Annotated in this window: 23 protein-coding genes and 1 pseudogene; 9 read left to right on the top strand and 15 right to left on the bottom strand. The window is 40.7% G+C overall.

Annotated features, from left to right (window positions below):
• Positions 1–8 precede the first annotated feature (8 nt).
• Genes FTU05_RS03765 through FTU05_RS03755 form a run of 3 tightly spaced genes read left to right on the top strand, consistent with a single transcriptional unit; the run spans position 9 to position 3,417 of the window.
• Complete coding sequence (locus FTU05_RS03765; protein WP_180164245.1) at positions 9–1,172, top strand: HlyD family secretion protein; 1,164 nt, start codon at positions 9–11, stop codon at positions 1,170–1,172.
• Positions 1,172–2,302 (top strand): ABC transporter permease, encoded by a 1,131-nt coding sequence (locus FTU05_RS03760; RefSeq protein ID WP_180164243.1) that lies wholly within the window; start codon positions 1,172–1,174, stop codon positions 2,300–2,302. Before FTU05_RS03765 ends, FTU05_RS03760 begins: the two co-directional genes overlap by 1 nt.
• Positions 2,299–3,417, top strand: coding sequence for an ABC transporter permease (locus tag FTU05_RS03755; RefSeq protein WP_180162979.1), 1,119 nt, complete (start codon positions 2,299–2,301; stop codon positions 3,415–3,417). The genes FTU05_RS03760 and FTU05_RS03755 overlap by 4 nt, the downstream gene beginning before the upstream one ends.
• 119 nt (positions 3,418–3,536) lie before the next feature.
• On the opposite strand, the gene FTU05_RS03750 is transcribed toward FTU05_RS03755, so the two are convergent.
• Positions 3,537–4,085, bottom strand: coding sequence for a hypothetical protein (locus FTU05_RS03750; protein ID WP_180039639.1), 549 nt, complete (start codon positions 4,083–4,085; stop codon positions 3,537–3,539).
• Positions 4,086–4,544: 459 nt separating this feature from the next.
• Between FTU05_RS03750 and gltP the strand changes: the two genes are divergently transcribed.
• The gene (gene gltP, locus FTU05_RS03745) at positions 4,545–5,840 is read left to right on the top strand and encodes a glutamate/aspartate:proton symporter GltP (protein WP_078190399.1); all 1,296 of its coding nucleotides are present in this window, start codon (positions 4,545–4,547) and stop codon (positions 5,838–5,840) included.
• 65 nt (positions 5,841–5,905) lie between these two features.
• Here gltP and FTU05_RS03740 read toward each other — a convergent pair whose 3' ends face one another.
• The 6 genes from FTU05_RS03740 to FTU05_RS03715 form a co-directional block, all read right to left on the bottom strand.
• Complete coding sequence (locus FTU05_RS03740) at positions 5,906–6,349, bottom strand: DUF3887 domain-containing protein (RefSeq protein ID WP_180056057.1); 444 nt, start codon at positions 6,347–6,349, stop codon at positions 5,906–5,908.
• A gap of 73 nt (positions 6,350–6,422) precedes the next feature.
• Positions 6,423–9,407 (bottom strand): DNA gyrase subunit A, encoded by a 2,985-nt coding sequence (gyrA, locus tag FTU05_RS03735; RefSeq protein WP_180162980.1) that lies wholly within the window; start codon positions 9,405–9,407, stop codon positions 6,423–6,425.
• A gap of 290 nt (positions 9,408–9,697) precedes the next feature.
• Entirely contained in the window at positions 9,698–10,195 is a 498-nt protein-coding gene (locus FTU05_RS03730; RefSeq protein WP_257230078.1) for a hypothetical protein, read from the bottom strand.
• A gap of 535 nt (positions 10,196–10,730) precedes the next feature.
• Positions 10,731–11,663: an FAD-binding protein gene (locus tag FTU05_RS03725; RefSeq protein ID WP_111883923.1), complete on the bottom strand. Its 933-nt coding sequence runs from the start codon at positions 11,661–11,663 to the stop codon at positions 10,731–10,733.
• An 18-nt stretch (positions 11,664–11,681) separates the two neighbouring features.
• The gene (locus tag FTU05_RS03720) at positions 11,682–12,434 is read right to left on the bottom strand and encodes an electron transfer flavoprotein subunit beta/FixA family protein (RefSeq protein WP_078192067.1); all 753 of its coding nucleotides are present in this window, start codon (positions 12,432–12,434) and stop codon (positions 11,682–11,684) included.
• 527 nt (positions 12,435–12,961) lie between these two features.
• Positions 12,962–13,567: a LysE family translocator gene (locus tag FTU05_RS03715; RefSeq protein ID WP_168378266.1), complete on the bottom strand. Its 606-nt coding sequence runs from the start codon at positions 13,565–13,567 to the stop codon at positions 12,962–12,964.
• A 113-nt stretch (positions 13,568–13,680) separates the two neighbouring features.
• On the opposite strand from FTU05_RS03715, the gene FTU05_RS03710 reads away from it, so the two are divergent.
• On the top strand, positions 13,681–14,175 hold the full coding sequence (locus FTU05_RS03710) for an Lrp/AsnC family transcriptional regulator (protein ID WP_078190405.1): 495 nt from the start codon (positions 13,681–13,683) through the stop codon (positions 14,173–14,175).
• A 465-nt stretch (positions 14,176–14,640) separates the two neighbouring features.
• Here FTU05_RS03710 and FTU05_RS03705 read toward each other — a convergent pair whose 3' ends face one another.
• The 7 genes from FTU05_RS03705 to FTU05_RS03675 form a co-directional block, all read right to left on the bottom strand.
• The gene (locus tag FTU05_RS03705) at positions 14,641–15,012 is read right to left on the bottom strand and encodes a hypothetical protein (RefSeq protein ID WP_218953234.1); all 372 of its coding nucleotides are present in this window, start codon (positions 15,010–15,012) and stop codon (positions 14,641–14,643) included.
• 281 nt (positions 15,013–15,293) lie between these two features.
• Positions 15,294–16,217 carry a tyrosine recombinase XerC gene (locus tag FTU05_RS03700; RefSeq protein WP_180008330.1) on the bottom strand — a complete coding sequence of 308 codons (924 nt, stop codon included), beginning with the start codon at positions 16,215–16,217 and terminating at the stop codon, positions 15,294–15,296.
• Positions 16,218–16,288: 71 nt separating this feature from the next.
• Positions 16,289–17,122, bottom strand: a complete 834-nt coding sequence (locus FTU05_RS03695) for an enhanced serine sensitivity protein SseB C-terminal domain-containing protein (RefSeq protein WP_168378269.1) — start codon at positions 17,120–17,122, stop codon at positions 16,289–16,291.
• Positions 17,123–17,206: 84 nt separating this feature from the next.
• Positions 17,207–18,052, bottom strand: coding sequence for a diaminopimelate epimerase (gene dapF / locus FTU05_RS03690; RefSeq protein ID WP_180026692.1), 846 nt, complete (start codon positions 18,050–18,052; stop codon positions 17,207–17,209).
• A gap of 13 nt (positions 18,053–18,065) precedes the next feature.
• On the bottom strand, positions 18,066–19,310 hold the full coding sequence (lysA, locus tag FTU05_RS03685; protein ID WP_180020737.1) for a diaminopimelate decarboxylase: 1,245 nt from the start codon (positions 19,308–19,310) through the stop codon (positions 18,066–18,068).
• A gap of 24 nt (positions 19,311–19,334) precedes the next feature.
• Complete coding sequence (locus tag FTU05_RS03680; protein ID WP_372491094.1) at positions 19,335–19,544, bottom strand: lipoprotein; 210 nt, start codon at positions 19,542–19,544, stop codon at positions 19,335–19,337.
• A gap of 344 nt (positions 19,545–19,888) precedes the next feature.
• A complete protein-coding gene (locus FTU05_RS03675) occupies positions 19,889–21,292 on the bottom strand; it encodes an amino acid permease (RefSeq protein ID WP_078192075.1) in 1,404 nt (467 codons plus the stop codon).
• Between the two features lie 332 nt (positions 21,293–21,624).
• Here FTU05_RS03675 and FTU05_RS03670 point away from each other — a divergent pair, with 332 nt between their 5' ends.
• Positions 21,625–22,986 carry a sodium:alanine symporter family protein gene (locus FTU05_RS03670; RefSeq protein ID WP_180039618.1) on the top strand — a complete coding sequence of 454 codons (1,362 nt, stop codon included), beginning with the start codon at positions 21,625–21,627 and terminating at the stop codon, positions 22,984–22,986.
• A 240-nt stretch (positions 22,987–23,226) separates the two neighbouring features.
• Here the strand turns inward: FTU05_RS03670 and FTU05_RS03665 are convergent.
• A pseudogene (locus tag FTU05_RS03665) lies at positions 23,227–23,583 on the bottom strand (hypothetical protein); the annotation flags it as partial.
• Between the two features lie 185 nt (positions 23,584–23,768).
• Between FTU05_RS03665 and radA the strand changes: the two are divergent.
• The 3 genes from radA (at position 23,769) to FTU05_RS03650 (ending at position 26,848) form a co-directional block, all read left to right on the top strand.
• Positions 23,769–25,157, top strand: a complete 1,389-nt coding sequence (gene radA, locus FTU05_RS03660) for a DNA repair protein RadA (protein ID WP_180003350.1) — start codon at positions 23,769–23,771, stop codon at positions 25,155–25,157.
• A gap of 123 nt (positions 25,158–25,280) precedes the next feature.
• The gene (locus FTU05_RS03655) at positions 25,281–26,282 is read left to right on the top strand and encodes a Tim44 domain-containing protein (RefSeq protein WP_180020733.1); all 1,002 of its coding nucleotides are present in this window, start codon (positions 25,281–25,283) and stop codon (positions 26,280–26,282) included.
• A 218-nt stretch (positions 26,283–26,500) separates the two neighbouring features.
• Entirely contained in the window at positions 26,501–26,848 is a 348-nt protein-coding gene (locus tag FTU05_RS03650) for a hypothetical protein (RefSeq protein ID WP_078192079.1), read from the top strand.
• The last annotated feature ends 1 nt before the right edge of the window (position 26,849 follow it).

The following is a 26,849-nucleotide window of genomic DNA, read 5'->3' as shown; positions in this document are numbered from 1 at the left end:
GAAACCATATGAATCAGGAATCGACTGATCACCAAGAAGATGCCTCTGCGAAAGCTGAAACATCCCAATCCAATGTCTCGACTTCAGACATTTCATCTACAGCAAATACTGTTGAAGATACTCAAAAAAAAGTGAATACAAATACCGATGCTGAGACGAAAAATAGCTCAGTGCAAAGTCGCAATAAATCTGCTTTGATCAAGCTCGTGATTGGCATTGTCTTAGTTCTGCTTTTGGCATTGATTGCATTTGGCTTATGGAAAAGTTATCAGCCCAAGCAGGTTGAATTACAAGGTCGAGTTGAGGCTGAAACCATCCACATTAGTACCAAAGTACCTAGTCGTATTGAAGAAATATATGTGCATGACGGTGAAAAAGTACAAGCAGGTCAAGCACTGGTTCGTTTAACCAGCCCCGAAGTCGATGCAAAGAAACAACAGGCTTTAGCTGCACTTCAATCTGCGCAAGCACTGCAATCCACAGCTGAACGTGGCTCTCAACAAGAAAATATTGATAGTTTATATGCCAATTGGCAAAGTCTAAAAGCACAGCAACAATTGGCGCAAACCACCTACCAACGTGGTCAAAACCTTTATAAAGAAGGTGTCATTTCACGACAACGCCGTGATGAAATGCAAGCTGCCGCAGTGTCTGCTGCGCAAATGACAGAAGCGTCTTATCAACAATATGCGCGTGCAAAACGTGGCAGTACACCGCAACAACAAAGCTCGGCAGATGCCCAAGTCAAGATTGCGCAAGCCGCGTTAGCTGAAGCCAATGCACTTGAGGCGGAAACCAAATTGTTTGCACCCTCTAATGGCACCATTTCAAAAACCTATGGCAAAGTTTCAGAATTAGTTGCGATGGGTGTGCCCGTTGTAAGCCTGATTCAAGATGATAGCTTATGGATTAGCTTAAATGTCCGTGAAGACCAGTATGCTCAAGTGTATCAACTCAAGACCATGCAAGGATTTATACCGGCACTGAACAAATCTACCGATTTTAAAATTGATCACATAGAAGCCGAAGGTGAATTTGCAACGATTAAAACCACGCGACAAACGGGCGGCTATGACATTCGTAGTTTTAAAGTCCAACTGAAACCCGCTCAGCCGATTGCTGACTTAAAAGTGGGTATGAGCGTTTTGTTTAAAATTGAAGAGCGTAAATAATGTTTAGGGGCATTCTGCGTGAGTTTCGCTATTTGATGCAGCATAAATGGGACTTGTGTATGGTCACACTTGCCCCTGCCCTTGTGATTTTGCTCTTTACCAATATGTTTGCTCAAGGCAAACCAGATCATTTACCCATCGCGATCATAGACCAAGATCAAAGCAGTTTAAGCCGTAACATTACTCATTTTGCGCAGCTCAACCATACTTTAAAAGTAGCCACCATTACACCTAGTATGGACGATGCTGAAAAGCTGATAAATCAAACCCACATTTGGGGCTATATTCATATTCCTGCTGGCGCAGAGCAACGACTGGTTCAAGCAAAAGATGCAGAAATCAGCATTGCCTATAACCAAAGCTATTTTAGTGTCGGCAATAGTATTTCATCAGCCATGCTGCTAAGTACATTGCAAGCCATGGCCGATTTTAGTGGTCATCAGTATTTAGAAAATACCATTCCCTACCTCGATGCACCGACGCCCAATGTTAAAATTTCACCTTTATATAATCCAGGTTTAAATTATGAGTTCTATTTAGAGCCTTATATGATTCCTGCGATTCTGCATTTATTACTTTGTTGCTGTGTCGCATTTTCAGTCGGTCAAGAAATCAAATATGGCACTGTAAATCAATGGGTGAATCCAAGTTCTATCTTTCAAGCTTTAATCGCTAAAAATCTCAGTTATGTTTTCATTTTTACCGCTTGGACATGGGCGTGGATGTTGTGGCTAATCGCGTTTCGAGGTTGGTTTGTTCAGGGTTCATTATTGCTCATTTTGCTCGGGCAATTGTTTTTTTATACAGCCTATGCCTTTATCAGCTCTACTGTAGTTTTGGCGACACGTGATCTCACCAAGTCCTTTGGTTTTATAGCGGTATATGGTGGCTCATCACTGAGTTTTGCAGGGGTGACATTGCCGCTGAATAACGCGCCGATGTTTACAAAATTCTGGGCCAATATTATTCCCTATACGCCTTATGCCAAATTACAAACAGAACAATGGGTCATTGGTAGCCCAATCTCCATTTCAATCACACCGCTTGTCACCCTGATCATTTACTGTCTGTTCTATTTGGTTCTTGCCAGCTTATTTTTACGGAAAGTACTGAAGGAGCAAATCATATGAATAAAATCGTGTCATTTCTATCAACTTTGCTCAGACACTATATTCAAACCTTTAAAGATATTGTGAAGCACAGTTCGATTTTTACCACCTTAGTGCTTTCTGTTTTTCTTTACAGTTTTTTTTATCCCATTGCTTATCAAGCGGAACACGCAGAATCGCTCCCCATTATTGTGGTGGATGAGGAACAAAGCATACTCACCAATACGATTATTGGTGCTGTAGCCAATAGTCCCAATGTAGAAATTCGAGCTGTGACTGGTAATTTTGCTGAGGCTGAAAATATGCTCCGAAGTCAGCAAGCTGACGGAATTTTACTGCTGCCGAGTAATCTTTCAAATAGCATTCGCCGTGGTGAAACCGGTGGAATTGGTTTATATCTCAGTGCTGCAAACTTTCTAAAGACGCAAAAAATTGGCTTAGGTTTAGCCAGTTCGATGGAAAATGCCCTCGTCGAATATGCAGAAAAATTCCAGAACATATCCGATTTTAGCCCCGCTTTGTCGATCCATAAGATTCCATTATTTAATCCACTTTCAGGCTATGGCAGCTATATTTTCCCAGCGGTTGCACCCTTAATTATTCATCAGACGATTTTATTGGGTCTGTGCATGCTGATTGCGACCTATCGACAAAACACAGCATGGCGTCCGAGCTATACACAATTAGCTGGCATCTTCTTGTGTATTTTGACCATAGGAACGTTGGGATGCTTCTATTTATTTGGTTTTACCTTTTGGCTGAACGACTATCCACGGGGTGGAAATTTTTGGGGCATGTTCATTGCTGTGCCCATCTTCCTCAGTTGTATTATTGCGATGACACTCTTTCTAGCCACCTTTCTTGACCTGCCAGAACGTGCAGGACATCTCATCGTTTTTAGTTCTATTCCGCTATTTCTACTTTCGGGAACGGCATGGCCACATGCAGCTATGCCTAAATGGATGCAAATACTCGCTCAAGCATTACCTTCGACCCAAGGCATTCAAATGTTCCTTCAACTCAATCAGATGGGTGTGCCTACAGTAATCGTCATCCCAAAACTGCTTTATCTCACAAGTATTGGACTGATTTTTTTATGTCTTGCTGTCTGGCGTTTAAAGTTTGCCAAAAGATAAAACTGTTTGTGCTGTAAGACATGTCTGGTCTCAAGCGAAATGCGTTCAAACCTATTCATCATAGACTCGAACGCTTTGTATCTAATCATGTCTCAAATTTAAATTCTTGCTGTCATCTATTAGCTGTATGCATTTGGCGTGACAGTCGATGCTTCATCCACTTGAATATCAAAATCATCTGCATCTGAGGTGATCTCAGTAACCAAATCATCTGATTCTTTTTCTGCAGCGTTTTCGAGCCAGAATCCTTTCACTTTATCGTTCCCATCATGACCTGCAAAGACCACACTCATATACAGTTCTTTTTGCGGATAATCATATTTATACACAATTGTTGTGGTCTTACCTTCTCCCAGCCGAGTATTTGCCATTCGCTGAATTACTTCCGCCTCAGCACTAGGTTGACCTGCAGGAATCAGCTTTTTCATACGTGAAAACAGCTCTGGATCTGCTAGCATCGCATCACGAACATTTTCTTCAACCAATACCAAAAAGCTGTCTTGATGGGGTTGGTGTAGTGCTGCGAATAATTTTTCTGACTTGATACGCTGTGAGCTTGTCTCACTTGGTAGGCTTGATTCGAATTTTGCAATCAAGAAATCGCCGATTTTTTCACAAGCCGTTATAGGTAAGATTAAAGCGATGATGACGACTAATTTTTTCAACACCGTACAAGCCCTCTGGTTATTATTAAAATATATAAAGTTAAAATTTAGTTCGGATAATCTGTGTGATTTATAGAATTTTCACTGATTTATCTGCCTCACAAGTATAAAGCAAACTTCTATATAAAAATGAAAAATACAGGCTCACAATTAGTTTTTCGATCTTTCTAGGCAAATCAGAGATTTTGTGAAGTGTTCATTAATAACTCAATTTTATTCGTTCTATAAATTAAACTTAATAATCAAATCGCTTATACAACTAAAAATGATAATTTATCGATCAAACAGTTTGGTTTTGATCAAAATCGTTGGCTGTATTCTCATATAAACTGCAAAATATTATCGTATTTATCTCCCAAATTATTCAGAACTTTTTGTCATGGCGGATTCAGTCTGTCTGCAACATTTGTTCGTGGATGACTGTGGGCTTTTTTCTCCCAAATCTGACATAAGAGCTGATGTATGAAAAAGATTAAGGTGAGCCTTGCCTGGCAAATCGTGATTGCTCTCATTCTAGGTATACTTGTTGGTGCTTTCCTACACTATTCTCCTGAATATCGTGATGCTTTAGTTAATAACTTTTTGACGCCTTTGGGCTCAATTTTTATTAACCTTATTAAGATGATCGTTATTCCGCTTGTTGTGTCGATGCTTATTTTAGGTATTGCCAATACAAGTCACGGTAGTAACTTAGGTAAACTAGGTTTCAAAACGATTATTTATTTTGAAATCATTACCACCGTTGCTATTTTAGTCGGTTTAGTTGCAGCCAACGTATTCCAACCTGGTGCCGGCATTGATATGTCTGCATTGACGCAAGTCGATATTTCAAAGTATCAAGAAACAACACATGAAGTCAGTGAACATTCTCATGGTTTGATTCAAACAATACTTTCACTTATTCCATCTAACTTTTTTGCAGCTTTGACTAGTGGTCAAATGCTCCCAATCATCTTTTTCTCTGTGATGTTTGGTGTAGGTTTAGGTGCGCTTGATCAGGAAGTAAAACAACCTTTAATTAAAGTGTTGACCGCTGTTTCTGAAACGATGTTTAAAGTTACGCACATGATCATGATGTTTGCACCTATTGGTGTATTCGGCTTGATTGCAGCGACTGTTGCGAATTTCGGCTTCAGCTCTCTTGTGCCACTGCTTAAACTCGCAGTTTTAGTTTATGGTGCAATCTTCTTCTTTATTTTCATTGTATTAGGTGCAGTTGCTAAATTCTGTGGCTTCAGTGTTTGGGCCATTATCAAGATCTTAAAAGATGAATTGATTCTCGCGTATTCAACTGCAAGTTCTGAAACTGTCCTACCCCGTATTATGGAAAAAATGGAAGCTTATGGTGCTCCGAAACCGATTACCAGTTTCGTGATTCCAATTGGCTATTCATTTAACCTCGATGGTTCGACCCTATATCAAAGTATTGCGGCTATCTTTATTGCTCAGCTTTACGGGATCGATCTGACAATCACCCAACAAGTGATTCTGGTCCTAACCTTGATGATTACCTCTAAAGGGATTGCAGGTGTACCTGGCGTTTCTTTCGTGGTCTTGCTAGCGACTCTCGGCAGTGTCGGTATTCCACTTGAAGGTCTGGCATTCATTGCGGGTATTGACCGTATTTTAGATATGGCACGTACTGTACTAAATGTGATTGGTAACGCGCTTGCGGTACTGGTGATCAGTAAATGGGAAGGCCAATTTGATACTGAAAAACAAAAAAATTATGCTGCTAATCTAAAAGATGCCGCTTAATTTTATGTCATAAAAAAGGACGCTTCGGCGTCCTTTTTTACAGCTTTGTTTTATTTTTCCAAACTTTATTTATTTTTTTCACCAAAAACTGAAATATTAAAATCTCGAATTTTGTTACTTCCTTCGGGTTTATCAAAACTTACATCGTACTGTACAAGGTTTTTATTGGTATAACCGTACTCATAAGTGACCGTATATAAAGACGGCTTTTCAGTCGATTTTTCAATGTGCTTTGCCACTATATTTTTGCGTGAGTAATCTTGTTTCGGAATACCTCGTGCAAATTTACGCAGCTCTTTTTCATTCTGTTCAAACTTCGCTTTGAGTTCTGGTTCAAAGTAAGTGTACAGCTTTTCAAAATTGCCTTCACGTAATTGATCATAGGCAGCTTGGGCTACTTCAGTCTGTTCAACACTTGGGTCTGGTATTGCATTTAAGGCTTTTTGGCCAATTTGGTCACAGCCGCCAAGCCCAATAAGTGAAGCCATTGCAAAATATTTTAATTTCATATTGTACTCATCAATCTAAAATTATCTGTCTATAAAAAAGGACGCCGTAGCGCCCTCTTTTCTAAATCTTCAATTAGTCTTCTTCAGGCTCATTGAGATCTGATTCATTGTCATTTTGATCAATAATCGTTGAGTCATCGACAAGTTGCTCAGTTTCGATTGCTTCCACTTCTTCAAAAGTTTCGTCTTCTTCAACTGCTTCGATCGCCACAACACCGACTAAAATTTCGCTTTCACCTAAACGGATCAAACGAACACCTTGAGCATTACGACCTGTTTGTGCCACTTCAGACGCACGTGTACGAACCAACGTACCGCCATCTGAAATTAACATTAGCTCTTTAGACGCATCAATCGCTACCGCACCAACAAGTTCACCGTTACGTTCAGATGTTTTAATTGCAATAACACCTTTACCGCTACGTTTCTTGGTTGGGAAGTCATCTACTGGTGTACGTTTACCATAACCATTAGCTGAAGCACAAAGTACTTCACCAGTTTCCGGAACAACTACCAGTGACACTATACGGCTAATGAGAGCTGAATCAGAGGTATCTTCATCATCAGACTCTACATCCGCATCCTCAGCGTCTTCAGCTTGAGCTGCTGCACCAATGGTCACGCGCATACCACGAACACCTTTGGCAGAACGACCCATTGAACGCACGTCAGTTTCTGCAAAACGAATGGCTTTACCTTCGTTTGAGAACAACATGATTTGTTGTTCGCCGTCGGTAATGGCAACACCGATTAAGGTGTCATCACCATTGAGTTCAATCGCGCGTAGACCGTTTGAACGAACATTCGAGAATTGTTCTAACTCAACACGTTTAATCGTACCGTATTCTGTTGCCATAAATACGTAGAAGTTTTTACGAACGGCTTCTGCTTGCTGTGCAAAGTCATTGATGATTTCATCATCAAGATCAGTGGTAGAAAGCTCTAAGCCCAACTGTTTCAATTGAACACGTAATGCATCAGACAAGTCATCTGCACCGTCTTCAGTCTCAGCAAGTGCAGCTTCTAAACCAGCAAAATGACTATTAATCACTTCATTGGTTTGTAGCTGTGCACTATTGGCTTTTACAAATGCTTTAAAGTCAGCCAAGCGTTCTTTAAATTTCTTCGGCGCATCAACCACAGGTAAAATAGCGGTGATGGTCTCGTTTTCATCTAATGGCAATAAGTTCACCATTGGACGACCTTTCGCACCACGAGATGCTTGAGGTACTTCATACACTTTCAGACGATAAACTTTACCCACATTGGTAAAGCAAAGCACTGTTGCGTGGTTTGAAGTCACGATCAAATGTTGGATGTAATCGTCTTCTTTCATCGAAGTTGCAGACTTACCACGTCCACCACGACGCTGTGCAGCGTAGTCTGACAATGGTTGAGTTTTTGCATAGCCTGATTTAGAAACAGTTAGTACCATTTGCTCTTCAGGGATTAAATCTTCACGAGAGAAGTCGATACGTGATTCCACGATATCGGTACGACGTGCATCGCCATATTGTTGAAGGATTAAAGCTAATTCTTCTTTAATCACGTTCATCAATAAGTTGAAATCGTTCAAAATTGCAGTATATTCAGCAATTTGACCAAGAATTTCTGTATATTCAGCTTGTAACTTGTCTTGTTCTAGACCGGTTAAGCGATGTAAACGAAGTTCTAAGATCGCACCTACTTGGGTTGGAGACAGACGATAAATATCACCTGTTAAACCAAATGGACGTGCTGGATCTTCGCCTTCAATTTCATCTGGACGGACAGATACCGCGCCTGCTTTTTCAAGCAATGCAACAACACCACCGCCTGCCCACTCGCCCGCTTGTAAACGTTCGCGCGCTTCGCTTGGGTTTGCAGAAGTTTTGATGGTTTCAATAATCGCATCGATATTTGCGAGTGCAACTGTCAAACCTTCTAAGATATGTCCACGTTCACGTGCTTTACGCAGTTCGAACATGGTACGGCGTGTAACCACTTCCTGACGGTGACGGATAAACGCTGCAATAATATCTTTCAAGTTCATTAACTTAGGCTGACCATTATCGAGGCAGACCATGTTAATGCTGAATGAATTTTCTAATTGGGTATTTTGGAATAGATTATTTACAATCACTTCAGCGTTTTCACCACGCTTCAAGTCAATTGCAATACGCATCCCTTCTTTATCTGATTCATCACGCAGTTCAGAAATACCTTCAAGTTTTTTCTCTTTGACCAACTCAGCAATACGTTCAATAGTTTTTGCTTTGTTAACTTGATAAGGAATTTCAGTGAAGACAATCGTGCTACGACCCGATTTTTGGTCTTCTTCAATGTGATATTTACCACGGATATGCAAACGGCCTTTACCTGTACGGTACGCATCGACAATGCCTGATTTACCGTAAATGATACCGCCTGTAGGGAAGTCTGGACCAGAAATGTGTTCCATTAACCCTTCAATGCTGATGTGCGGATCGTTGGCATAAGCAAGACATGCATTAATGACTTCTGTCATGTTATGCGGAGCCATGTTCGTTGCCATACCTACAGCAATACCAGCTACACCGTTAATCAACAAGTTAGGCACACGTGTCGGCATGACTTGTGGAATACGTTCAGAACCGTCGTAGTTGTCTTCCCACTCTACGGTATCTTTCTCAAGATCCGCTAAAAGTTCGTGGGTCAATTTACGCATACGAACTTCGGTATAACGCATTGCTGCTGCACTGTCACCATCGACAGAACCGAAGTTACCCTGACCATCAACCAATTGATAGCGTAAGCTGAAATCTTGAGCCATACGAACAATAGTTTCGTATACAGCTAAGTCACCATGTGGGTGATATTTACCGATGACGTCACCGACTACACGGGCAGACTTTTTGTAAGCTTTGTTGTAGTCATTGCCCAATTCGTGCATTGCAAAAAGCACACGACGGTGAACAGGTTTGAGACCATCTCGGACATCTGGCAACGCACGTGACACAATCACGCTCATTGCATAATCGAGATATGAGCTCTTCAGTTCATCCTCAATGGCAATCGGTCTAATTTCCGATACGCTCATGCATACTCCTTGTTATACAAGCAGAATTCTGCCCGCATTTATATACCGTAAATCTGTAAAAATTAGTTCAAAAAACACTGAACCAATATCAAAAATCAAGTCGGACAGTATAGCATAAAAACCCTGATTTTTGTGCCAATCATCTTGCACTAGAACCATGATTTTTTGTATTTATTTTAAGCATTTTGATTTTATTTGCTGTGAAAAAAACCTCTACGAATAGAGGTTGTTTAATGTTCAAAAAATTTCTTTTCGAAGCTTCAAATTTAGACGCATAAATGTGATAAAAATCACTCTTTATGATATTGCATGACCTCTAATTCTTGAGGCACATGATCCTGCTGCATCCATGGGTATGCTGTTAAAAACAAACCTAAAATAAGCGGAAATTCATAAACTTCTTCGATGAAATCTTTATAAGCTAAATCGTACAAAAATAAAAAACTGAGACTTCGACTATGCTCAACTGCATCAGAAATCAGCAAGCCCAATATCACCAAGCCCAATGGCCAAATTGGTAAAGCCAAGGTTTTTAGCTTACGTGCGATTTCTTGGCGTAAATAAGGCGAAAACAGCATAAAGACGACAGGTGCAATCATGAATACCGAAATTAAACGAAAATACGGTTTAGGTACATCAGGGAAATAGTCACGCCCCCAGCTAATGCTACGACCAAATAGCAACAACCACCATGCGACAGCCCACAACCAAAATTGTTTCTTTCCATCTTGCATTTCAAGTGGTCGAATATAGAAAAAAGTAAAAATCGCAAAAAACAGCAATAACAATGCTTAGACCGATTCAACTGCTGTAACAGTCATTCCATCAAATAAAGGAAAAGAGATACTTTGTAAAACAGGAAAAAGTAAACAACAGATCATCAGCACCAATACACTGATTGGTAACTGAAAATCAAATTTCAAAGGGAGACTCCGCCTAAAGGCAAGTTCAATAAAAAAGTAATGTTAACACAAAATATACAATCCTTTAAGCTTGCTTTAAGTTTAAGATTCAAACTTGAAGGATAAATTTTTATTATTTTATTTTAAATCTTTGTATTTTTATAATTTATTGATTTCAACCCCATTACTAAGCGACCACTCCTGCTTACTTACCATTTAAATTTCAACATACACATAGCTTACGCTACAGCAGTGTCTAATACTGAATATAAGAAATCATATCGTAAGAATTTTGAAGTACGAAATTAAGAATCCCTCATCCCATTAAGCATGATCAAGAATATCTACAACGGCATTCATTCCGCAATAAAAAACGCTCCTAAGCCATAAGCTTAGGAGCGCCTTGAACTGTGTTCAGAAATTAGATTTTAGATACTAATTCTGGAACTACAGTGTTCAAGTCACCTACTAACCAGTAGTCAGCTACTGAGTTAATTGGCGCTTCTTCATCTTTGTTGATCGCAACGATCACTTTAGATTCTTTCATACCTGCCAAGTGCTGAATCGCACCTGAGATACCCACCGCGATGTACAAGTCAGGAGCAACGATTTTACCTGTTTGACCAACTTGCATATCGTTTGGTACGAAACCAGCATCAACTGCTGCACGAGATGCACCTTGAGCAGCACCAAGCTTGTCCGCTAATGGGTCAAGTACAGTGTGATAGTTTTCACCTGAACCAACACCACGACCGCCTGAAACAACAATACGCGCAGCTGTTAATTCTGGACGTTCAGATTTCACGATTTCTTCAGAAACGAACTTAGAAATACCAGCATCACCAGTAGATGCAACAGCTTCAACTGCAGCAGAGCCGCCTTCGCTTGCAACAGCATCAAATGCAGTACCACGAACAGTCGCAACTACAACAGACTCGCCAGACTCTACAGTTGCAATCGCGTTGCCTGCATAGATTGGACGTTTGAAAGTTTTAGGACCTTCAACAGCAATGATGTCAGTGATCATGCTTACGTCAAGTAGCGCAGCAGCACGTGGAAGTACGTTTTTGCCCGTTGTCGTAGAAGCAGCAAGGATGTGAGTGTAACCCGCACCGATAGAAGCAACTAATTTAGCAACGTTTTCAGCCAATTGGTTTGCATAAGCAGCGTCGTCAGCAAGTAATACTTTGCTTACACCCGCAACTTTAGCTGCTTGGTCTGCAACTGCTTGAGCGCCTGAACCAGCTACTAATACAGTGATATCACCACCGATTTTTTGCGCTGCAGCAACAACGTTAAGAGTTGCACCATTTAGTGCTTTGTTGTCGTGCTCAGCGATAACTAAAATACTCATGATTTTTATCCTTCTGTATTAGATCACTTTCGCTTCGTTTTTCAATTTATCTACAAGCTCGTCTACAGACTTCACTTGTACGCCCGCTTTACGTTCTGCAGGAGCTTCAACTTTAACAGTTTTAAGCTTAGTCGCAGGTGAAACGCCATAATCAGCAGGTGACTTAGTATCAAGCGGTTTTTTACGCGCTTTCATGATGTTTGGAAGAGCAGCATAACGTGGCTCATTCAAACGTAAGTCAGTTGTGATGATTGCAGGAAGTGCAAGTTCAACAGTTTGTAAACCACCGTCGATTTCACGAGTCACTTGTACTTTATCGCCTTCAACTTTAACTTCTGAAGCGAAAGTACCTTGGCCAGCACCTAAAAGCGCACCAAGCATCTGACCAACTTGGTTAGAGTCGTCATCAATTGCTTGTTTACCAAGAAGGATCAATTGAGGTTGTTCAGCGTCTACAACACCTTTTAGGATTTTTGCAACTTCAAGTGCACCTAACTGGCTGTCGTCAGCTTCAACAAGGATACCGCGGTCTGCACCAAGCGCCATAGAAGAACGGATTTGTTCTTGAGCTTCTTTAGGACCAATAGAAACAACAACGATTTCTGAAACAGTTCCTTTTTCTTTTAAACGAACCGCTTCTTCCACTGCGATTTCACAGAACGGGTTAATTGACATTTTAACGTTCGTTAAGTCAACACCACTGTTGTCCGGCTTAACGCGAACTTTAACGTTGGCATCAACCACACGTTTTACAGCAACAAGAGCCTTCATGTAATCCTCGGCTGTTTTAGCAAATGTAAATGTTGAGAAAAGTTATATTAACTCTTCACTTTAAATTTTTTAGGTGCCCTATCTTGCAATGTGTACGGCATTTCGGTCAAGTCACAATTATCGAAAGACCTGTAAAAAAGCGTAATTTCCTTGAACTTATCGTTCACATTTTTTAAAGAATGGTTCAGTTATCCAAAAAAACGCATTATTCAGTTATTTTTTAAGCATTGATTTTTATTATTTTTTTACTTGATTTAGCTCATCAAAAGATCTGATTTAATATCAATTTTCGATCAATCTTTCTGAAATAGAGCTTTCCCTCTACACATTCGGCAACATATCTAAACTTGTCATTTAAGATAGAAGCATAATGAATTTAGCGCTAATTTCACTTTTCCGAAGCTAATTGGTGGGTTTTTCTCTCTTTCTTGTTCTTAATATGTGTCGATATTCAGCACATATAAAAAAACCTCCGCTTTCACGAAGGTTTTAGTTAAGGCATTTATTTCTATTTACATTTGCTGTTTTTAATTGGCAATTAACCATGTCGCAGCAAGAGCCAACAAACCACCTGATGTACCATCAACCCACTTTTGTTTGCGTTCATCAATTTCAGTTTTTTGTGTAATACGTGCAAAGACCACACTCAAACTACAATACACCACAAAAATCAGCCCAATAAAAATGAAGGACAAAATCAAACCTTGGCTCACAGTATTCGCTGATTTATCGATAAATTGCGGCAAAATTGCAAAATAAATCAACATACCTTTCGGGTTCAGCAAAGCCGTAAAAAAGCCTTTTTTAATCGGGTTTGACGCTGACTTTTTCTCAATACTTAATTTTTTACTGCTAAATACTGAACGTAGCAAATGCGTCGCCAAATATAAAAGATAAGCAATCCCCAACCAGCGGATTGTTTCAAACAGTAGTGGAAATGACACGATAATCGCAGCAATACCCAATGCCACCAAAATCGAGTGAACCAAATAACCTGAGCACACACCTACAGTTGCCATCATGCCTGCTTTTGCATCCTTACCCATCACTTGTGACAGGATAAAAAGCATATCGGGTCCTGGTGTGAAAATAAGGGGAATTACCGTTAAGGCAAACAAAGCAAATACAGACATTTCAATTTTCCCTTTCTATGTCCTGAAAGTGAAATTAGTATGTTTGAATCGCTTTAAAATAGGATATCAAATATTCTATAATAGATATTATTTTTAGAATTATATTCTATTTTATGAAGACATCTTCTAAGTCAATTCTAGTTAAACTAGATCGTATTGATAAAAATATCATTCGCGCACTTCAAAATAATGGTCGTATGCAAAATAATGACTTAGCCAAGGAAATTGGACTCTCTCCTTCTTCTTGTTTACGTCGGGTCAAATTACTCGAAGAAGCAGGTGTGATTCAGAATTACACCACCGTGGTCGATCCACAAAAGATTGGCTTTCAATTAATTTTGTTTTCTCGTATTTGGTTGACTGGGCAGGATGCTGAAACCATCGATACCTTTATCGAAGCTATGAAAGAACTTCCTCAAGTCATGGAGTGCTACATTATTTTGGGTGAGTGCGATGCAATGCTAAAAGTAGTGGTGCCTGACCTAGAAAGTTACCGCAAATTTCAGTCTACTCACTTAACCAAGAAAAATGGCATCACCAGTGTAAAGACTGATTTACCAAGCCAAATCATCAAACAAAGCTTCCAGTTACCGTTAGAAGATTTATAAACAGAAATTGGTCTGCCAAGGAACAACTCAAGCATCAGAAACGACGAGGCTGATACTACAAGCTTGCCAATGTAGTGACGGATTACCTTCACAGCCTCGAATGCAAATACTTAGCTTTGCGGTATTTCATTATATTTTAAGCAAAGAAAAATAATGATTTGCAGCACATTTGCAGCAATTGAATAGGAAACATCTAGGAGGTCTTTGAGCTCAATTGCTCAAGTAGGAAAACCATTGATTGGATTGACAGGCTCTCGCTATCAAAACTAAACGAATTGAATTACTAAGCAGCGAAACGAATTGGCATTTAGAATTTTTTGTTTAGGCAACTAAGCTATGCAAAGAAGATTAACACTCTAACACTCTGCCCACAAGCATCTCAACATGTTATGGAGCGAGTGATATAAGGGCTAAACATTCAATTCCAATGAAGATCGCCCATGAGTAGTTTATTTGCCCTATGGTTTAGGCTGACTGATTTTCCAAAAAGTCACGATGGATGTGGCTTAGGTCAATAAGTTCATATTGTGCCAAATCAAAAATACGCCAAATGGTGAGGGCATCTTCTTTGCTGTCAAATTTAGCAGTTGCTTTATTGCTAAGCTGCCACTGTTTATCCGAAATCCAAATAAAGTATTGGCCCGTCGCCGCATTAAACGCCTGAACTTTACCATCCGCATTAATCCCTTGAAGCTGTGAACCTTCTGGTAATACAGCTTCTATTTCAGGCAAACCAATTTCAACAAAGTGTTTGATTTGGCGTAAGCCGTATCCTGCAAAAATTTCTTTTTGCTGACCATTTAACTGGTCATATTTTTCTTGAATATCTGAAATCATGGTATGGCCTATATATTTTTTTAACGGTACAGCAATTTAGTAAATGGCGAATTTCACTTCAGCACTTACGTCAATTCAATAATGGACAATTTTTATACCCGATAATTTGAATTTTTATAATGCGACAATAGTTCAAAATGTCGGTCAATTTTACCAATATTTTTTCACATCCTTATTTAACTTTCATGAAGCAGACCACTTTTGGATGCAAAATATGAAATCTAGCCTATAAATTTAAGCAATATTTAGACCACTACGAGCTAAAGTCGTATTTGCAATTGTTACGAATCTTTATGCTGCGCCCGTGGATGGGCTTGATCATAAACTTGTGCCAATCGATCAAAATCCACATGGGTATAAATTTGTGTAGTGGTTAAATTACTATGCCCCAACATTTCTTGTACAGCACGCAAGTCACCACTATTGGACAACATATGGCTAGCGAAGCAATGACGCAATAAGTGTGGATGTAAATCGACATTTACACCTGCACGTTGAGCTTGAAATTTAACTCGATTTTCAATTTGCCTTACCCCGAGTGGATTACCTTTTTGGGTGATAAAAACTTGGGCTTCTGGGACAAAATCACCATGCCATGCAGGATATAATTGCAACCAATGCATCACAGCCTCTTTGGCTTTAGAACCAAAAGGTACAATGCGTGTTTTATTGCCTTTACCCGTAATACGTAACAGTTGGCGATTAAAATCAATATCTCGAATGGTTAAGCCCTGCACTTCAGCCAAACGTAAACCACTTGAATATAGCAACTCCAAAATCGCTTTATCACGTATCCAAAGTTGCCGTTGAGTTTCACTTTCAGGCTCAGGTTGTTCCATGATTTGTTTAATGGTTTCAATATCGACCAATCCAGGTAAAGGACGTGATTGGCGTTTGAGCTGAAAATCATCTGCGGGATTAAAACTGAGATAATCCCCTTGTTCTGCCCATTTCATAAATTGGCGAATCGAAGATAACATGCGCTGCAAACTACTTGGACTGAGCTGAAACTGTTCCACTTTATGAGCAACAAATTCACGCAGATCTGACTTTTCAACATCATGCAGTGGCAAGTTGCGTATTGTACAAAATTGGAGAAAATCACTGACATCACGCTCATACGCTTGCAAGGTATGTTTAGACTGATTTTGAATTTCACGTTCCTTCAACCACATAGTCAGTAGTTGACTCTGATCCATCGTCATCTGTCTTCTCCCATTTCAACATGTGCCTTAGCGTTGCGGTACGTTCTCTAAAGCGATTTCACATATCTGTATTATGAAAAGAGTCTAGCAAAGAACCCCTTAGGCTTACCATCAACACGTTGGTAAAAAGCTTGCGTTTCATTAAGCAAATACCCTTCTACACCATCGACACTGTGCGGATTGACATGGATTAAATCCACTGGGCATTGCTCTTTTAAACTATCCTGTGTGATACGACCAATTTTACTGTGCAATTCTTGAATTTGTTGTTCAGATAATCCTGCTTCTAAATCTAATCCGATCAACAAAGTCGGTGAATCATCTCGAGCTTGATTCAGCATTTGCGCTAAATAAGCAGCTTTTACCACACGCTCTGTGCCGAAAAAAATGCTTAATTGATCAATCATAAACTGCGGATATTCCGCCGGCTGACCAATTAAAACTTCCGTATCTTCCGTAACTTCATAGTTTTCTGAGGGCTGAATATACTGCCCGTTCAGCAAATGTTGAATTTCTTCTGGTACAAAGTCCTTCGTCGCATCAGGTGATTGTGGATTCAATACAAGCCTTGCTCCTAAAGTCATTTCAAATAATGCCTTGGTTGGTAGCCGGATATACGACTCCTCTTCAGATATTGCTAAACGCATTTTTTCCAAGGACGTAAAAAATGGAATGACGCAATCATATGTTTCATCTTCCCATGATTTCAATTGAATACGGTCGCCTTCATCCAAGATCAAATCTTCGGCAATACGTGAATCACGTCCCCCTGTTGTTCCCACACAATACACATTGGCTGCCAATAACTGAGCTAAAAATTCGGGTCGATACGCGGGTTCATGTAAGGCTTTATGAAAAAGTTGTTCTAAGATTTCTTCTTTTATTTCTTCGTTTATTTGTTCCATGTTGATTCCAATCCAATTGAATTATAATTTTTTATTCACTTTTTATTTTATGAAAAAAGCCCTGAATGAATCAGGGCTTTGATTTTAACCTTGGAAGTAACTTAAATCTAAGCGTCCTTCGTAAACTGTTGCAGTTGGTCCAGTCATCCAGACTACACCACCTTCTTGCCACTCAATCTGTAGCTTACCACCTGCCAACTCAATTTCGACTGAATTGGCTAATAAACCACGACGCATACCTGATACTGCCGCTGCACAAGCACCTGTACCACAGGCCATAGTCTCACCGACACCACGTTCAAATACACGTAAGCGTGCATGTTTCTCATCCACAATTTGCATAAAACCAGCATTTACACGCTGTGGAAAACGCTCATGCGATTCGACTTGTGGACCAATTTTAGCGACGTCTGCAGTAATGACATCAGGAACGATCGTCACTGCATGCGGATTACCCATACTCACTACATCAATGGTGAGCTGTTCATTATTCGCCAATGCAATGTCGTATAAGTTTTCAGGCTCTTCCGCAATAAATGGAATTTCATGCGGCAAAAAGCGTGGATAACCCATATTGACGCGCACCCAACCATTTACACCTAATTCAGGCTCTACGATACCTGACTTGGTTTGTACTTTGATTTTGGTTTTGCTGGTCAACTTACGTTCATGCACAAAGCGCGCAAAACAACGTACGCCATTTCCGCATTGTTCAACTTCCGAACCATCTGCATTAAAAATACGATATTTAAAATCGACATTGGGTAAATCAGGTGGTTCTACAATCAAAAGCTGATCAAAACCAATACCAAAATGACGGTCGGCCAAACGCTGAATCGTCACTGTATCTAAATAAGCTCGTTGGCTAATCAGATCGACCACCATAAAGTCATTGCCAAGGCCATGCATTTTGGTAAATTCTAATAACATCTCGAATTTCTCCTTAAGGCAATAAACGTTCACGTTCCCATAATGATTCGATGGTTTCACGCTCACGAATCAAATGAGACTGATCACCGTCAACCATTACTTCAGCAGCACGTCCGCGGCTGTTGTAGTTTGAACTCATGACAAAACCATAAGCACCTGCACCCAATACTGCAAGCACGTCATTTTCTTGAATCGCCAACTGACGTTGCTTTCCGAGGAAATCGCCAGTTTCGCAAATCGCGCCAACAACATCCCAGTCTTTCTTTTCTGTATCAGTACGAGGCGTTACTTCCTGAATATCCATCCATGCTTCATATAAAGCAGGTCGGATTAAGTCGTTCATAGCAGCATCAATAATGGCAAAATTACGATGATTGGTCGGTTTGAGTAAATCAACTTTAGTTAACAACACACCTGCATTTGCAGAAATACTACGCCCCGGTTCCATATACACCTTAAGGCCTAATTTTTCTAAAGCCGGACGCATTGCCTGAGCATATTCTTCAACGGTAGGCGGAACTTCGTCTTTGTACGTTACGCCTAAGCCACCACCGATATCGATGTGTTTTAGCTGAATACCCATCTCTTTCAGTTGATTGATCATCACAATGACACGATCAAGTGCATCAACAAAAGGCTGAGTTTCAGTCAACTGTGAACCGATATGGCAATCAATCCCGATAATCTCAAGATTTGGCAATGTCGCCGCATACGCATAGGTGTCAAAAACGCTGTCTGAAGGAATACCGAATTTATTTTCTTTTAAACCCGTAGAGATATAAGGATGCGTTTTAGCATCCACATCTGGATTTACACGCAATGAAATCGGTGCTTTCTTACCCATTGCCGCAGCAACTTTTTGGATTCGATCTAGCTCTGCATGAGATTCAACGTTAAAACATGCAATACCCACGTCCAATGCTTTTTGGATATCGGCTTCAGTTTTACCCAAACCTGAGAATACAATTTTAGAAGCTTCACCACCGGCTTTTAACACACGTGCGAGTTCACCACCCGTCACGATATCAAAACCAGCGCCCTGCTTGGCAAGTACGTTTAACACCGCAAGATTAGAGTTTGACTTTACCGCAAAACAAATTTGATGGTCGATAAAGCTAAATGCACGATCCATATCTGAATAATGCTTTTCAAAAGTAGCTTTTGAATAAACATAAAGCGGTGTGCCATATTGCTGTGCAAGCTGTTGTAAAGAACATTGCTCTGCATGCAATACCCCATTCGTACGGGTGAAACTCATGAAAGTATCCTTTCTATAAAAGCATTAAGGTGTAGGGTTAGAATTTGAAGATTCCGATTCAGTTGCAACAGGAGCCGCTTGTTTTTCCTGCTTTTGCTGTGCAGGCGTATCTGGATAAATCAGATATTTTGCGCGCTTATCTGCATTTGCATCTGAAGGTAAATGCAATGCACCAGACTGACCACAAGCGGTCAGCAGCACAGCACTTGCTAATACAATAATTTTATAATTCATAAAACGATACATAAACGTACCTAATGAAAAGATTTTTCCGAGTATAACGTGATCAACCCGCGGATAAAAGAAAAGCCCTGTAATTCCAAGTGAGCTTTTTGCCATTCTGCACTAAATTTAAGCAAAATTTGATGGTGCTGTTTTCAATCCTTATTTGTCTTTATTTCTAGCTCGATCAGGCTATTGATTTCACTGAAATAGCATATCAATTTGAATGCTGTTTAATACAAATCGAAACGCTAATAAACAGTCTGTTTTAACTTAAAATAAGTCCATATCCAAATAAAAAAGCTGCCCCCTCAGGAGCAGCTTTTTATGTTTTTACATCAGATCAAAAATGTAAATTAATGGTGCTTTTTCTTATAAAAACCGAAATAGCCAATAATCAAAATGATGAACCAAATTGGGCTCACCATGAGCGCTTTCATGGTATCTGCTTCTAATGACAAAACATAAATCATGCCGATGAAGAAGATAATCACGAGCCAACAGGTATATAAACCACCCGGTAGTTTAAAGGTTGATTTCGCATGCAACTCAGGACGAGTTTTATAGTAAACGATATAACTCCAGATAATCATGAGCCATACGCAGATAAATAAAATCGTCGACAGTGTAGTTGCTAAAGTGAAGGCTTCAACCGTGTTCGGTACGAAATACTGTAATGCCGCACCCAACAGTAAACAAACTGCCGAGAAATACAACGCATTTGCCGGAACTGCACGTGAGTTTAGACGGCCAAACGCTTTTGGACCTTGCTCTTCACGAGATAAACCAAACAACATACGTGAAGTCGAGAACACACCACTATTCATCGATGACATGACCGATGACAACACCACCAAGTTCATAATAATCGCAGCAGCAGCAATACCGGCTTGGCTAAACAAGTTCACGAATGGTGAAATGCTTGGGTCAATGGCATTCCATGGCGTAACGGACATCACAATCACAAGTGCCAGCACATAGAAAATAATGATACGAATCGGAATCGAGTTCACAGCTTTAGGCAAGTTGTGCTCTGGATCTTTGGTTTCTGCAGCCGTAGTACCAACGAGTTCTACGCCGACAAAGGCAAAAATAGCGATCTGGAAACCTGCCAAGAAGCCGGTTACACCTGTTGGGAATAGACCACCATGCGACCATAAATGTGTGAATGATGCGATTTCACCTGTCGATGAGGTAAAACCGGTAAAGATCATCCAAAGACCGACACCAATGAGCACCACGATTGCAATAATCTTAATCAATGCAAACCAAAACTCTAATTCACCAAAAAGTTTAACCGTAACAAGGTTCAAACCCATGATAAAGACAATGGCGGCAACACTGATCATCACCCCTTCTTCGGGCGAGAATGGGTTACCTCCATTAAAGAATTGCAGGTAATAAATAATGGCCGATAAATCTGCAATCCCTATAGTGATCCAGCACAGCCAATAGGTCCAACCCACAAAATAACCTGCCCACGGGCCGATTAAGTCGGTTGCAAAATCGATAAAAGATTTATATTCAAGATTTGATAGTAATAACTCGCCTAATGCACGCATGACGAGGAAAACCATAAAACCAATAATCATATAGATAATAAGGATGGACGGACCAGCTAAACTGATGGTCTTTCCTGACCCCATAAATAAACCTGTACCAATCGCACCACCAATCGCAATCAATTGCAGGTGTCGATTGGACAAGCTTCGTTTCAAATCGCCGCTATCAGCGTGCGATCCATGAATTTCATTTGACATTATTTAATTCAACTTCGCGTTCCAATTGCGACAAATTAACGTAAAAATTTCAGAAAATACAAAATTATTTTTCATCATCTATATTTTCGGATTAAGTGACAAAGTTAATTTATTTTTCTTATATATAAAAATCTTAGCGCCAGTTCACATTTTAAAGCGACCAATAAAACAACAATTTACTTGTAATAACTTAAATTTTATGCAAAAAATATTTTACCAACGATAAAAAATTATGCCAAAAATCATGGAAGTTTCTAACAATGGCATATCAATTGCTACAGATATCAAAAATGTAGCATTCACTCACTCTGGGCCGATAAGAAGAAGATACTATGCAAGAAATTCAAAATATCATGGAAACACTCAGTGGATGGGTCTGGGGCCCATACATGTTGGTCCTCATTGTCGGAACAGGTGTATTCCTCACCTTCCGATTACTTTTCTGGCAATTTCGCATGTTGCCTTTCGCATTCAAACAAGTCTTTGGCAAACATCCTAAAGTAGATCATCATGATGGGGACATTTCTCATTTCGCCGCACTCATGACTGCACTTTCTGCCACCATTGGTACAGGTAATATTGCTGGTGTAGCCACCGCTTGTGTACTCGGTGGACCAGGCGCAGTGTTTTGGATGTGGATGACCGCACTCTTTGGTATGGCAACCAAATATGGTGAAGGTGTACTCGCTGTAAAGTTTCGTCATAAAAATGAAAATGGTGAAATGAACGGTGGTCCGATGTATTACATCGAACGTGGACTTGGGCCTAAGTGGAAATGGTTGGCAGTGGTATTTGCCCTATTTGGTACTTTGGCATCCTTTGGTATTGGTAGTTCAGTACAGTCCAATACTGTCGCGCTTGCTGTGGAAAATAGCTTAGGGATCAGCACACTCACCACGGCTATAGTCATCACCATATTCTCTGCCCTCGTTATTTTAGGCGGCATCAAATCCATTTCTAAAGCCTCTTCATTTATTGTTCCAATTATGGCGGTAGGTTATGTATTGGGTGGCTTAATGATTATTTTCAACAACCTTGAATTAGTTGTGCCTGCACTAAAAATGATCTTTAGCTATGCATTTACGGGCGAAGCTGCTGCAGGTGGTGCGATTGGTGCTGCGATTCGTTATGGTGTAGCACGTGGTGTATTCTCTAACGAAGCAGGCATGGGCTCTGCACCTATTGCCGCTGCGGCCGCAAAAACTGACCATCCAGCACGTCAAGGTCTTGTCTCTATGACAGGTACGTTCTTAGACACCATCATTGTTTGCTCAATTACAGGTATCGTACTTGTGATGGGCTTCATCATGGCGGGACAAAGCTTTGGTGATCAAACTGGTGCTGTATTGACGATTAGTGTTTTTGACAAACTACTTCCGGGCTTCGGTGGTTGGGTCGTAACTTTCGGTATTATTTTCTTCGCTTATTCAACCATTCTGGGTTGGAGCTATTATGGTGAAAAATGCTGTACATACCTCTTAGGTGAAAAGTCAGTACTGATTTATCGCTTAATTTACATCGCATCAGTCTTTGTCGGCTGTGTCGTAACACTCGATCTCGTTTGGTTATTTGCCGATACCTTTAACGGTTTGATGGCTGCACCAAACTGTATTGCACTGTTATTGCTCTCAGGCATCATTGTAAAAGAATCGAAAGATTTTATTGAACGTCGTAAATCAGGTGAATTGTACTAATCCCCTGCTAAACAAAAAGCCACGTGAATTCACGTGGCTTTTTTATTCGGACTGAAAATCGATATTTACTTATTGAATCGTACCAATTTGACCATCATCAAATTTGTCGTTTTTCGTCTTGCTTTCATTGGCCGCTTCATCTTTTGGATCTGATTCAGCATCTTCAATAAAGCCTTCACCAAATTGGTCACCAAACTCATTTTCAGCATATTCAGAATCTACAGCACTGGCTTCCATCAGATCAGCTTCGATTTCTAGGGCAATTTCCAAGGATAAAGAAAAGAACAATACCCCCTGAATTTTCATGTTCCCTTGTTCATCTTCAAGGTATTCACTGAGAGTTTTATATGCAGGGCTGCTTTCATCAAAAGGTACGTCAAGGTATAAATCACCTGTATAGCTATCGATCAAAGACTCACCTTCTAGCCCCATACAAGGGAAATAGTCGAGATTTTGCAGGTCAAACCAGTGCATAACGTCATTACGTACCGTATTTTTCTCAGGATGTTGATGATCATATTCTTCAAAATGCACAAATAACACATCACGATTTTTTTCACGTGCAATGGCATCGATATGTCGTAATAGTTCAGTCATGTGGTGACCCATTTCAAAAAATATAATGCGCTATTATAAAGTGCTTACTATATAAAAGTGCAGCTATTGAAAATAAAACGACATCAATTGACCTTCAACAGTCATTTCATGCGATAAAAACTTGGTTTTTCGATGTATTCACCGCTATGCTGTGACTCAATTTGAGTTTGTGCACAGTAAATATTATGGCGAAAGCAAAAAGTGTCTATCGATGTGAACAATGTGGTGCTGATCATCCCAAATGGGCCGGTCAATGTACCGAATGTGGTGAATGGAATTCATTAGTCGAAGTCAATATTGCACCCGCCGTTACACACCGTGCACAGCCTAAAATGGGCGGTGGCTATGCAGGTCAAGCCGCTGCTGTGACCACCTTAAATCAAGTTTCTGTTTCGCATGAAACCCGAATGGCAACAGGTATTGGTGAATTTGACCGTGTACTCGGTGGTGGACTGGTCACAGGTTCAGTTGTGCTGATTGGTGGTGACCCCGGCATTGGTAAATCCACTATTTTGCTACAAACCGCAACCTATATGGCGGCGAGTAAAAGTTCTGCCTTATATGTCACAGGTGAGGAATCTTTGTCTCAGGTGGCGCTACGTGCCCAGCGCCTAGATTTGCCGACCGATCAACTTAAAGTCATGGCAGAAACCTGTGTCGAGCGTATTTGCGAAGTATTGGCACATGAACGCCCTGCCGTGGCCATTTTAGATTCGATCCAAACCCTATACACCGAAACACTCCAGTCTGCGCCGGGCGGTGTTTCCCAAATTCGTGAATCGGCTGCACTCCTGACCCGCTTTGCCAAAAATAGTGGCACTGCACTGTTTATTGTCGGTCACGTAACAAAAGAAGGTTCTTTGGCCGGCCCTCGCGTGCTTGAGCACATGGTCGATTGTGTTTTGTATTTTGAAGGTCAGTCTGACTCTCGCTTCCGTATGATTCGGGCGGTGAAAAACCGTTTTGGTGCAGTCAACGAGCTTGGTGTATTTGGCATGACTGATAAAGGACTGCGCGAGGTATCAAACCCATCCGCTATTTTCCTGAGTCGTTATGATGAAGCCATTCCGGGTTCCATTGTCATGATTAGCCGTGAAGGTACACGTCCACTTTTGGTTGAAGTTCAAGCTTTGGTAGATGATGCGCACGGACAACCTCGGCGCGTGGCCTTAGGTTTAGAACAAAACCGTTTAAACATGCTTTTAGCGGTTATGCACCGTCATGGTGGCGTACAAACTGCAGGACAAGATGTCTATGTCAATGTCGTCGGTGGTTTAAAAATCACAGAAACAGGTTCTGACCTTGCGGTACTTTTAGCCTGCGCCTCTAGCTTAAGAGCTAAAGCCCTGCCACAGCATTTGGCGGTATTTGGCGAAGTTGGACTTTCAGGCGAAATCCGCCCTGTACCCAATGGACAAGAACGACTCAAAGAAGCCATTAAGCATGGCTTCAAAACCATTATTTTACCGCGTGGGAATGCACCGCAAAAACCAATTTCAGGTGTAGAGATTATTTCTGTCGCACGTTTACATGAGGCATTGAGTCAGGCAATTACGCTGACCGATGAGTCTTAGTCACGTTGAATAGTTTATTTTGAATGAATTTTCAATTTTTTACCGATGTTCTATTGAAATTCAGTACAAATGGCGGCATAACTAGATGGCTATTTTAACTTTATATAGATATAGGAAAATTTGATGGAAGTTCGACAGCGTGGTTTGATGACTGCTCTTTTAACAGCAGCCCTTTTGGTAGCGCCGATTGCAGAAGCGAAACGTGCCGGTGGTGGTAAAAGCCATGGTATGAGCCGTCAAGCTGCTCCAACTCAGTCTTATCAGCAACCTCGTCAATCTGCTCCTGTTCAACAGCCTGCAACTGCTGGCGCTCCAGCTAAATCTGGCTCGAATGTGGGCGGAATGGTTGCAGCTGGTGTGGCTGGTGCTGCAATTGGTGCAGTCGCTGCAAATGCGATGGCCGATGACAATAACGGTCAAGCAGCTTCTGAAGCGCAAGCTCAACAACAGGAAGAGAAAGGTGGTATTCCAGGCTGGATCTGGATTTTACTTGCCGCTGCTGTTGCCTTCTTCATTTTCCGTAAGATGGGCGCAAAAAAAAAACTAGCCACTAACAATCCGTATGCGCCAAACAGCGGTGCAAACAATGCACCGTTTGGCCAGCAAAATGCCGCACCTCGTGCAGGTAATGACAATACGAATATTTTTGGTAATTCTGTAGGCGGTAATTCAGCAGCTTCAAATGCTCCATTTGGTGCAGCTGCAGCAACGAACGCGCCTTTTGGTGCTGCCTATACCAACAGCGGCAATCAATTGCCTGATGGTACAGAACCAGCAACATTTTTACGTGTTGCACGTCAGCGTTTTAACCACATTCAATCGATGAATACTGCAAGCAACATTTCTGAAATTCAGCGTTACTTAACGCCTGATCTTTACCAGTCGATGTATAACGACATTATGGCGAATAAAGATGAAGACGTTGCTGAGTTTTCTAACTTAAATGCTATGGTTGTCGATTCTGCTAACGAAAATGGTCAATACGTTGTAAGTGTGCGTTTTACAGGTACGGTAAGTGAAGACTTAAATAGCCTGCCACAGCCATTTGCTGAAGTATGGCATTTTGTTAAGCCTGCGGGTTCTGATCAAGACTGGTTAGTTGCAGGCATTCAACAAGAGCAATAATGTAGACAATCAAGCATTCATGCATTCATGCATTCATGCATTCTAAAATAGCGACTTCAGTCGCTATTTTTTTGCCTTCAATTCCCCTCTTTTTAAATCCATTTCTACTCAGCATGCTGAAAAATCAATAATTTTGTGAATACATTATTCTAATTATTAATAATAATTGTTATCATTTAGATTAACTTTAATACAATTCCCAAGCGCTTAAGTATTTTATGAATAGCTCACCACCTGAGGCACTTGTGACACCCCTCACATCTGCGCTGCCTAAAACGCGTAAAGACACTCCTTCTCTATTGACCTATCGCTTGATGATTTTCTATCGCTTTGCCCTCGCTTTAGTGGGCGGATATGTTGTCGCGATGCTATCGGCCATCGTGATCGCAGATGTGTTTAGCGAAGACCGTGGAAGTGCAGCCATGAGTGCAACTTTAATTGCATTTATCCTGTGGAGCTGTGCATTTATTTGGGTCTTTATGGTGAATAAAACCCTCAAAGCAACTTTAGGCATTGTGATCCCTGCGGTGTGTTTGTATGCCATTTACATGATGATGGGAAGCTAAA

Source organism: Acinetobacter sp. YH12049, assembly GCF_013419875.1.
Lineage (GTDB): Bacteria > Pseudomonadota > Gammaproteobacteria > Pseudomonadales > Moraxellaceae > Acinetobacter > Acinetobacter amyesii.
Note: the sequence above shows the minus strand (reverse complement) of the source record. Positions and strands in the feature narration are given on the sequence as shown.

Bases quoted from the DNA above. Each gene is read 5' to 3' on its own strand.
- FTU05_RS03695 (WP_168378269.1), bottom strand. From the start codon at position 17,122: ATGGAACAAATAAACGAAGAAATAAAAGAAGAAATCTTAGAACAACTT.
- dapF (WP_180026692.1), bottom strand. From the start codon at position 18,052: ATGTTATTAGAATTTACCAAAATGCATGGCCTTGGCAATGACTTTATG.
- FTU05_RS03710 (WP_078190405.1), top strand. From the start codon at position 13,681: ATGAAGACATCTTCTAAGTCAATTCTAGTTAAACTAGATCGTATTGAT.
- lysA (WP_180020737.1), bottom strand. From the start codon at position 19,310: ATGAGTTTCACCCGTACGAATGGGGTATTGCATGCAGAGCAATGTTCT.
- FTU05_RS03670 (WP_180039618.1), top strand. From the start codon at position 21,625: ATGCAAGAAATTCAAAATATCATGGAAACACTCAGTGGATGGGTCTGG.
- FTU05_RS03675 (WP_078192075.1), bottom strand. From the start codon at position 21,292: ATGTCAAATGAAATTCATGGATCGCACGCTGATAGCGGCGATTTGAAA.
- FTU05_RS03680 (WP_372491094.1), bottom strand. From the start codon at position 19,544: ATGAATTATAAAATTATTGTATTAGCAAGTGCTGTGCTGCTGACCGCT.
- FTU05_RS03765 (WP_180164245.1), top strand. From the start codon at position 9: ATGAATCAGGAATCGACTGATCACCAAGAAGATGCCTCTGCGAAAGCT.
- FTU05_RS03650 (WP_078192079.1), top strand. From the start codon at position 26,501: ATGAATAGCTCACCACCTGAGGCACTTGTGACACCCCTCACATCTGCG.
- gltP (WP_078190399.1), top strand. From the start codon at position 4,545: ATGAAAAAGATTAAGGTGAGCCTTGCCTGGCAAATCGTGATTGCTCTC.
- FTU05_RS03720 (WP_078192067.1), bottom strand. From the start codon at position 12,434: ATGAAGGCTCTTGTTGCTGTAAAACGTGTGGTTGATGCCAACGTTAAA.
- FTU05_RS03755 (WP_180162979.1), top strand. From the start codon at position 2,299: ATGAATAAAATCGTGTCATTTCTATCAACTTTGCTCAGACACTATATT.
- gyrA (WP_180162980.1), bottom strand. From the start codon at position 9,407: ATGAGCGTATCGGAAATTAGACCGATTGCCATTGAGGATGAACTGAAG.
- FTU05_RS03725 (WP_111883923.1), bottom strand. From the start codon at position 11,663: ATGAGTATTTTAGTTATCGCTGAGCACGACAACAAAGCACTAAATGGT.
- FTU05_RS03715 (WP_168378266.1), bottom strand. From the start codon at position 13,567: ATGTCTGTATTTGCTTTGTTTGCCTTAACGGTAATTCCCCTTATTTTC.
- FTU05_RS03655 (WP_180020733.1), top strand. From the start codon at position 25,281: ATGGAAGTTCGACAGCGTGGTTTGATGACTGCTCTTTTAACAGCAGCC.
- radA (WP_180003350.1), top strand. From the start codon at position 23,769: ATGGCGAAAGCAAAAAGTGTCTATCGATGTGAACAATGTGGTGCTGAT.
- FTU05_RS03700 (WP_180008330.1), bottom strand. From the start codon at position 16,217: ATGACGATGGATCAGAGTCAACTACTGACTATGTGGTTGAAGGAACGT.
- FTU05_RS03705 (WP_218953234.1), bottom strand. From the start codon at position 15,012: ATGATTTCAGATATTCAAGAAAAATATGACCAGTTAAATGGTCAGCAA.
- FTU05_RS03740 (WP_180056057.1), bottom strand. From the start codon at position 6,349: ATGAAATTAAAATATTTTGCAATGGCTTCACTTATTGGGCTTGGCGGC.
- FTU05_RS03760 (WP_180164243.1), top strand. From the start codon at position 1,172: ATGTTTAGGGGCATTCTGCGTGAGTTTCGCTATTTGATGCAGCATAAA.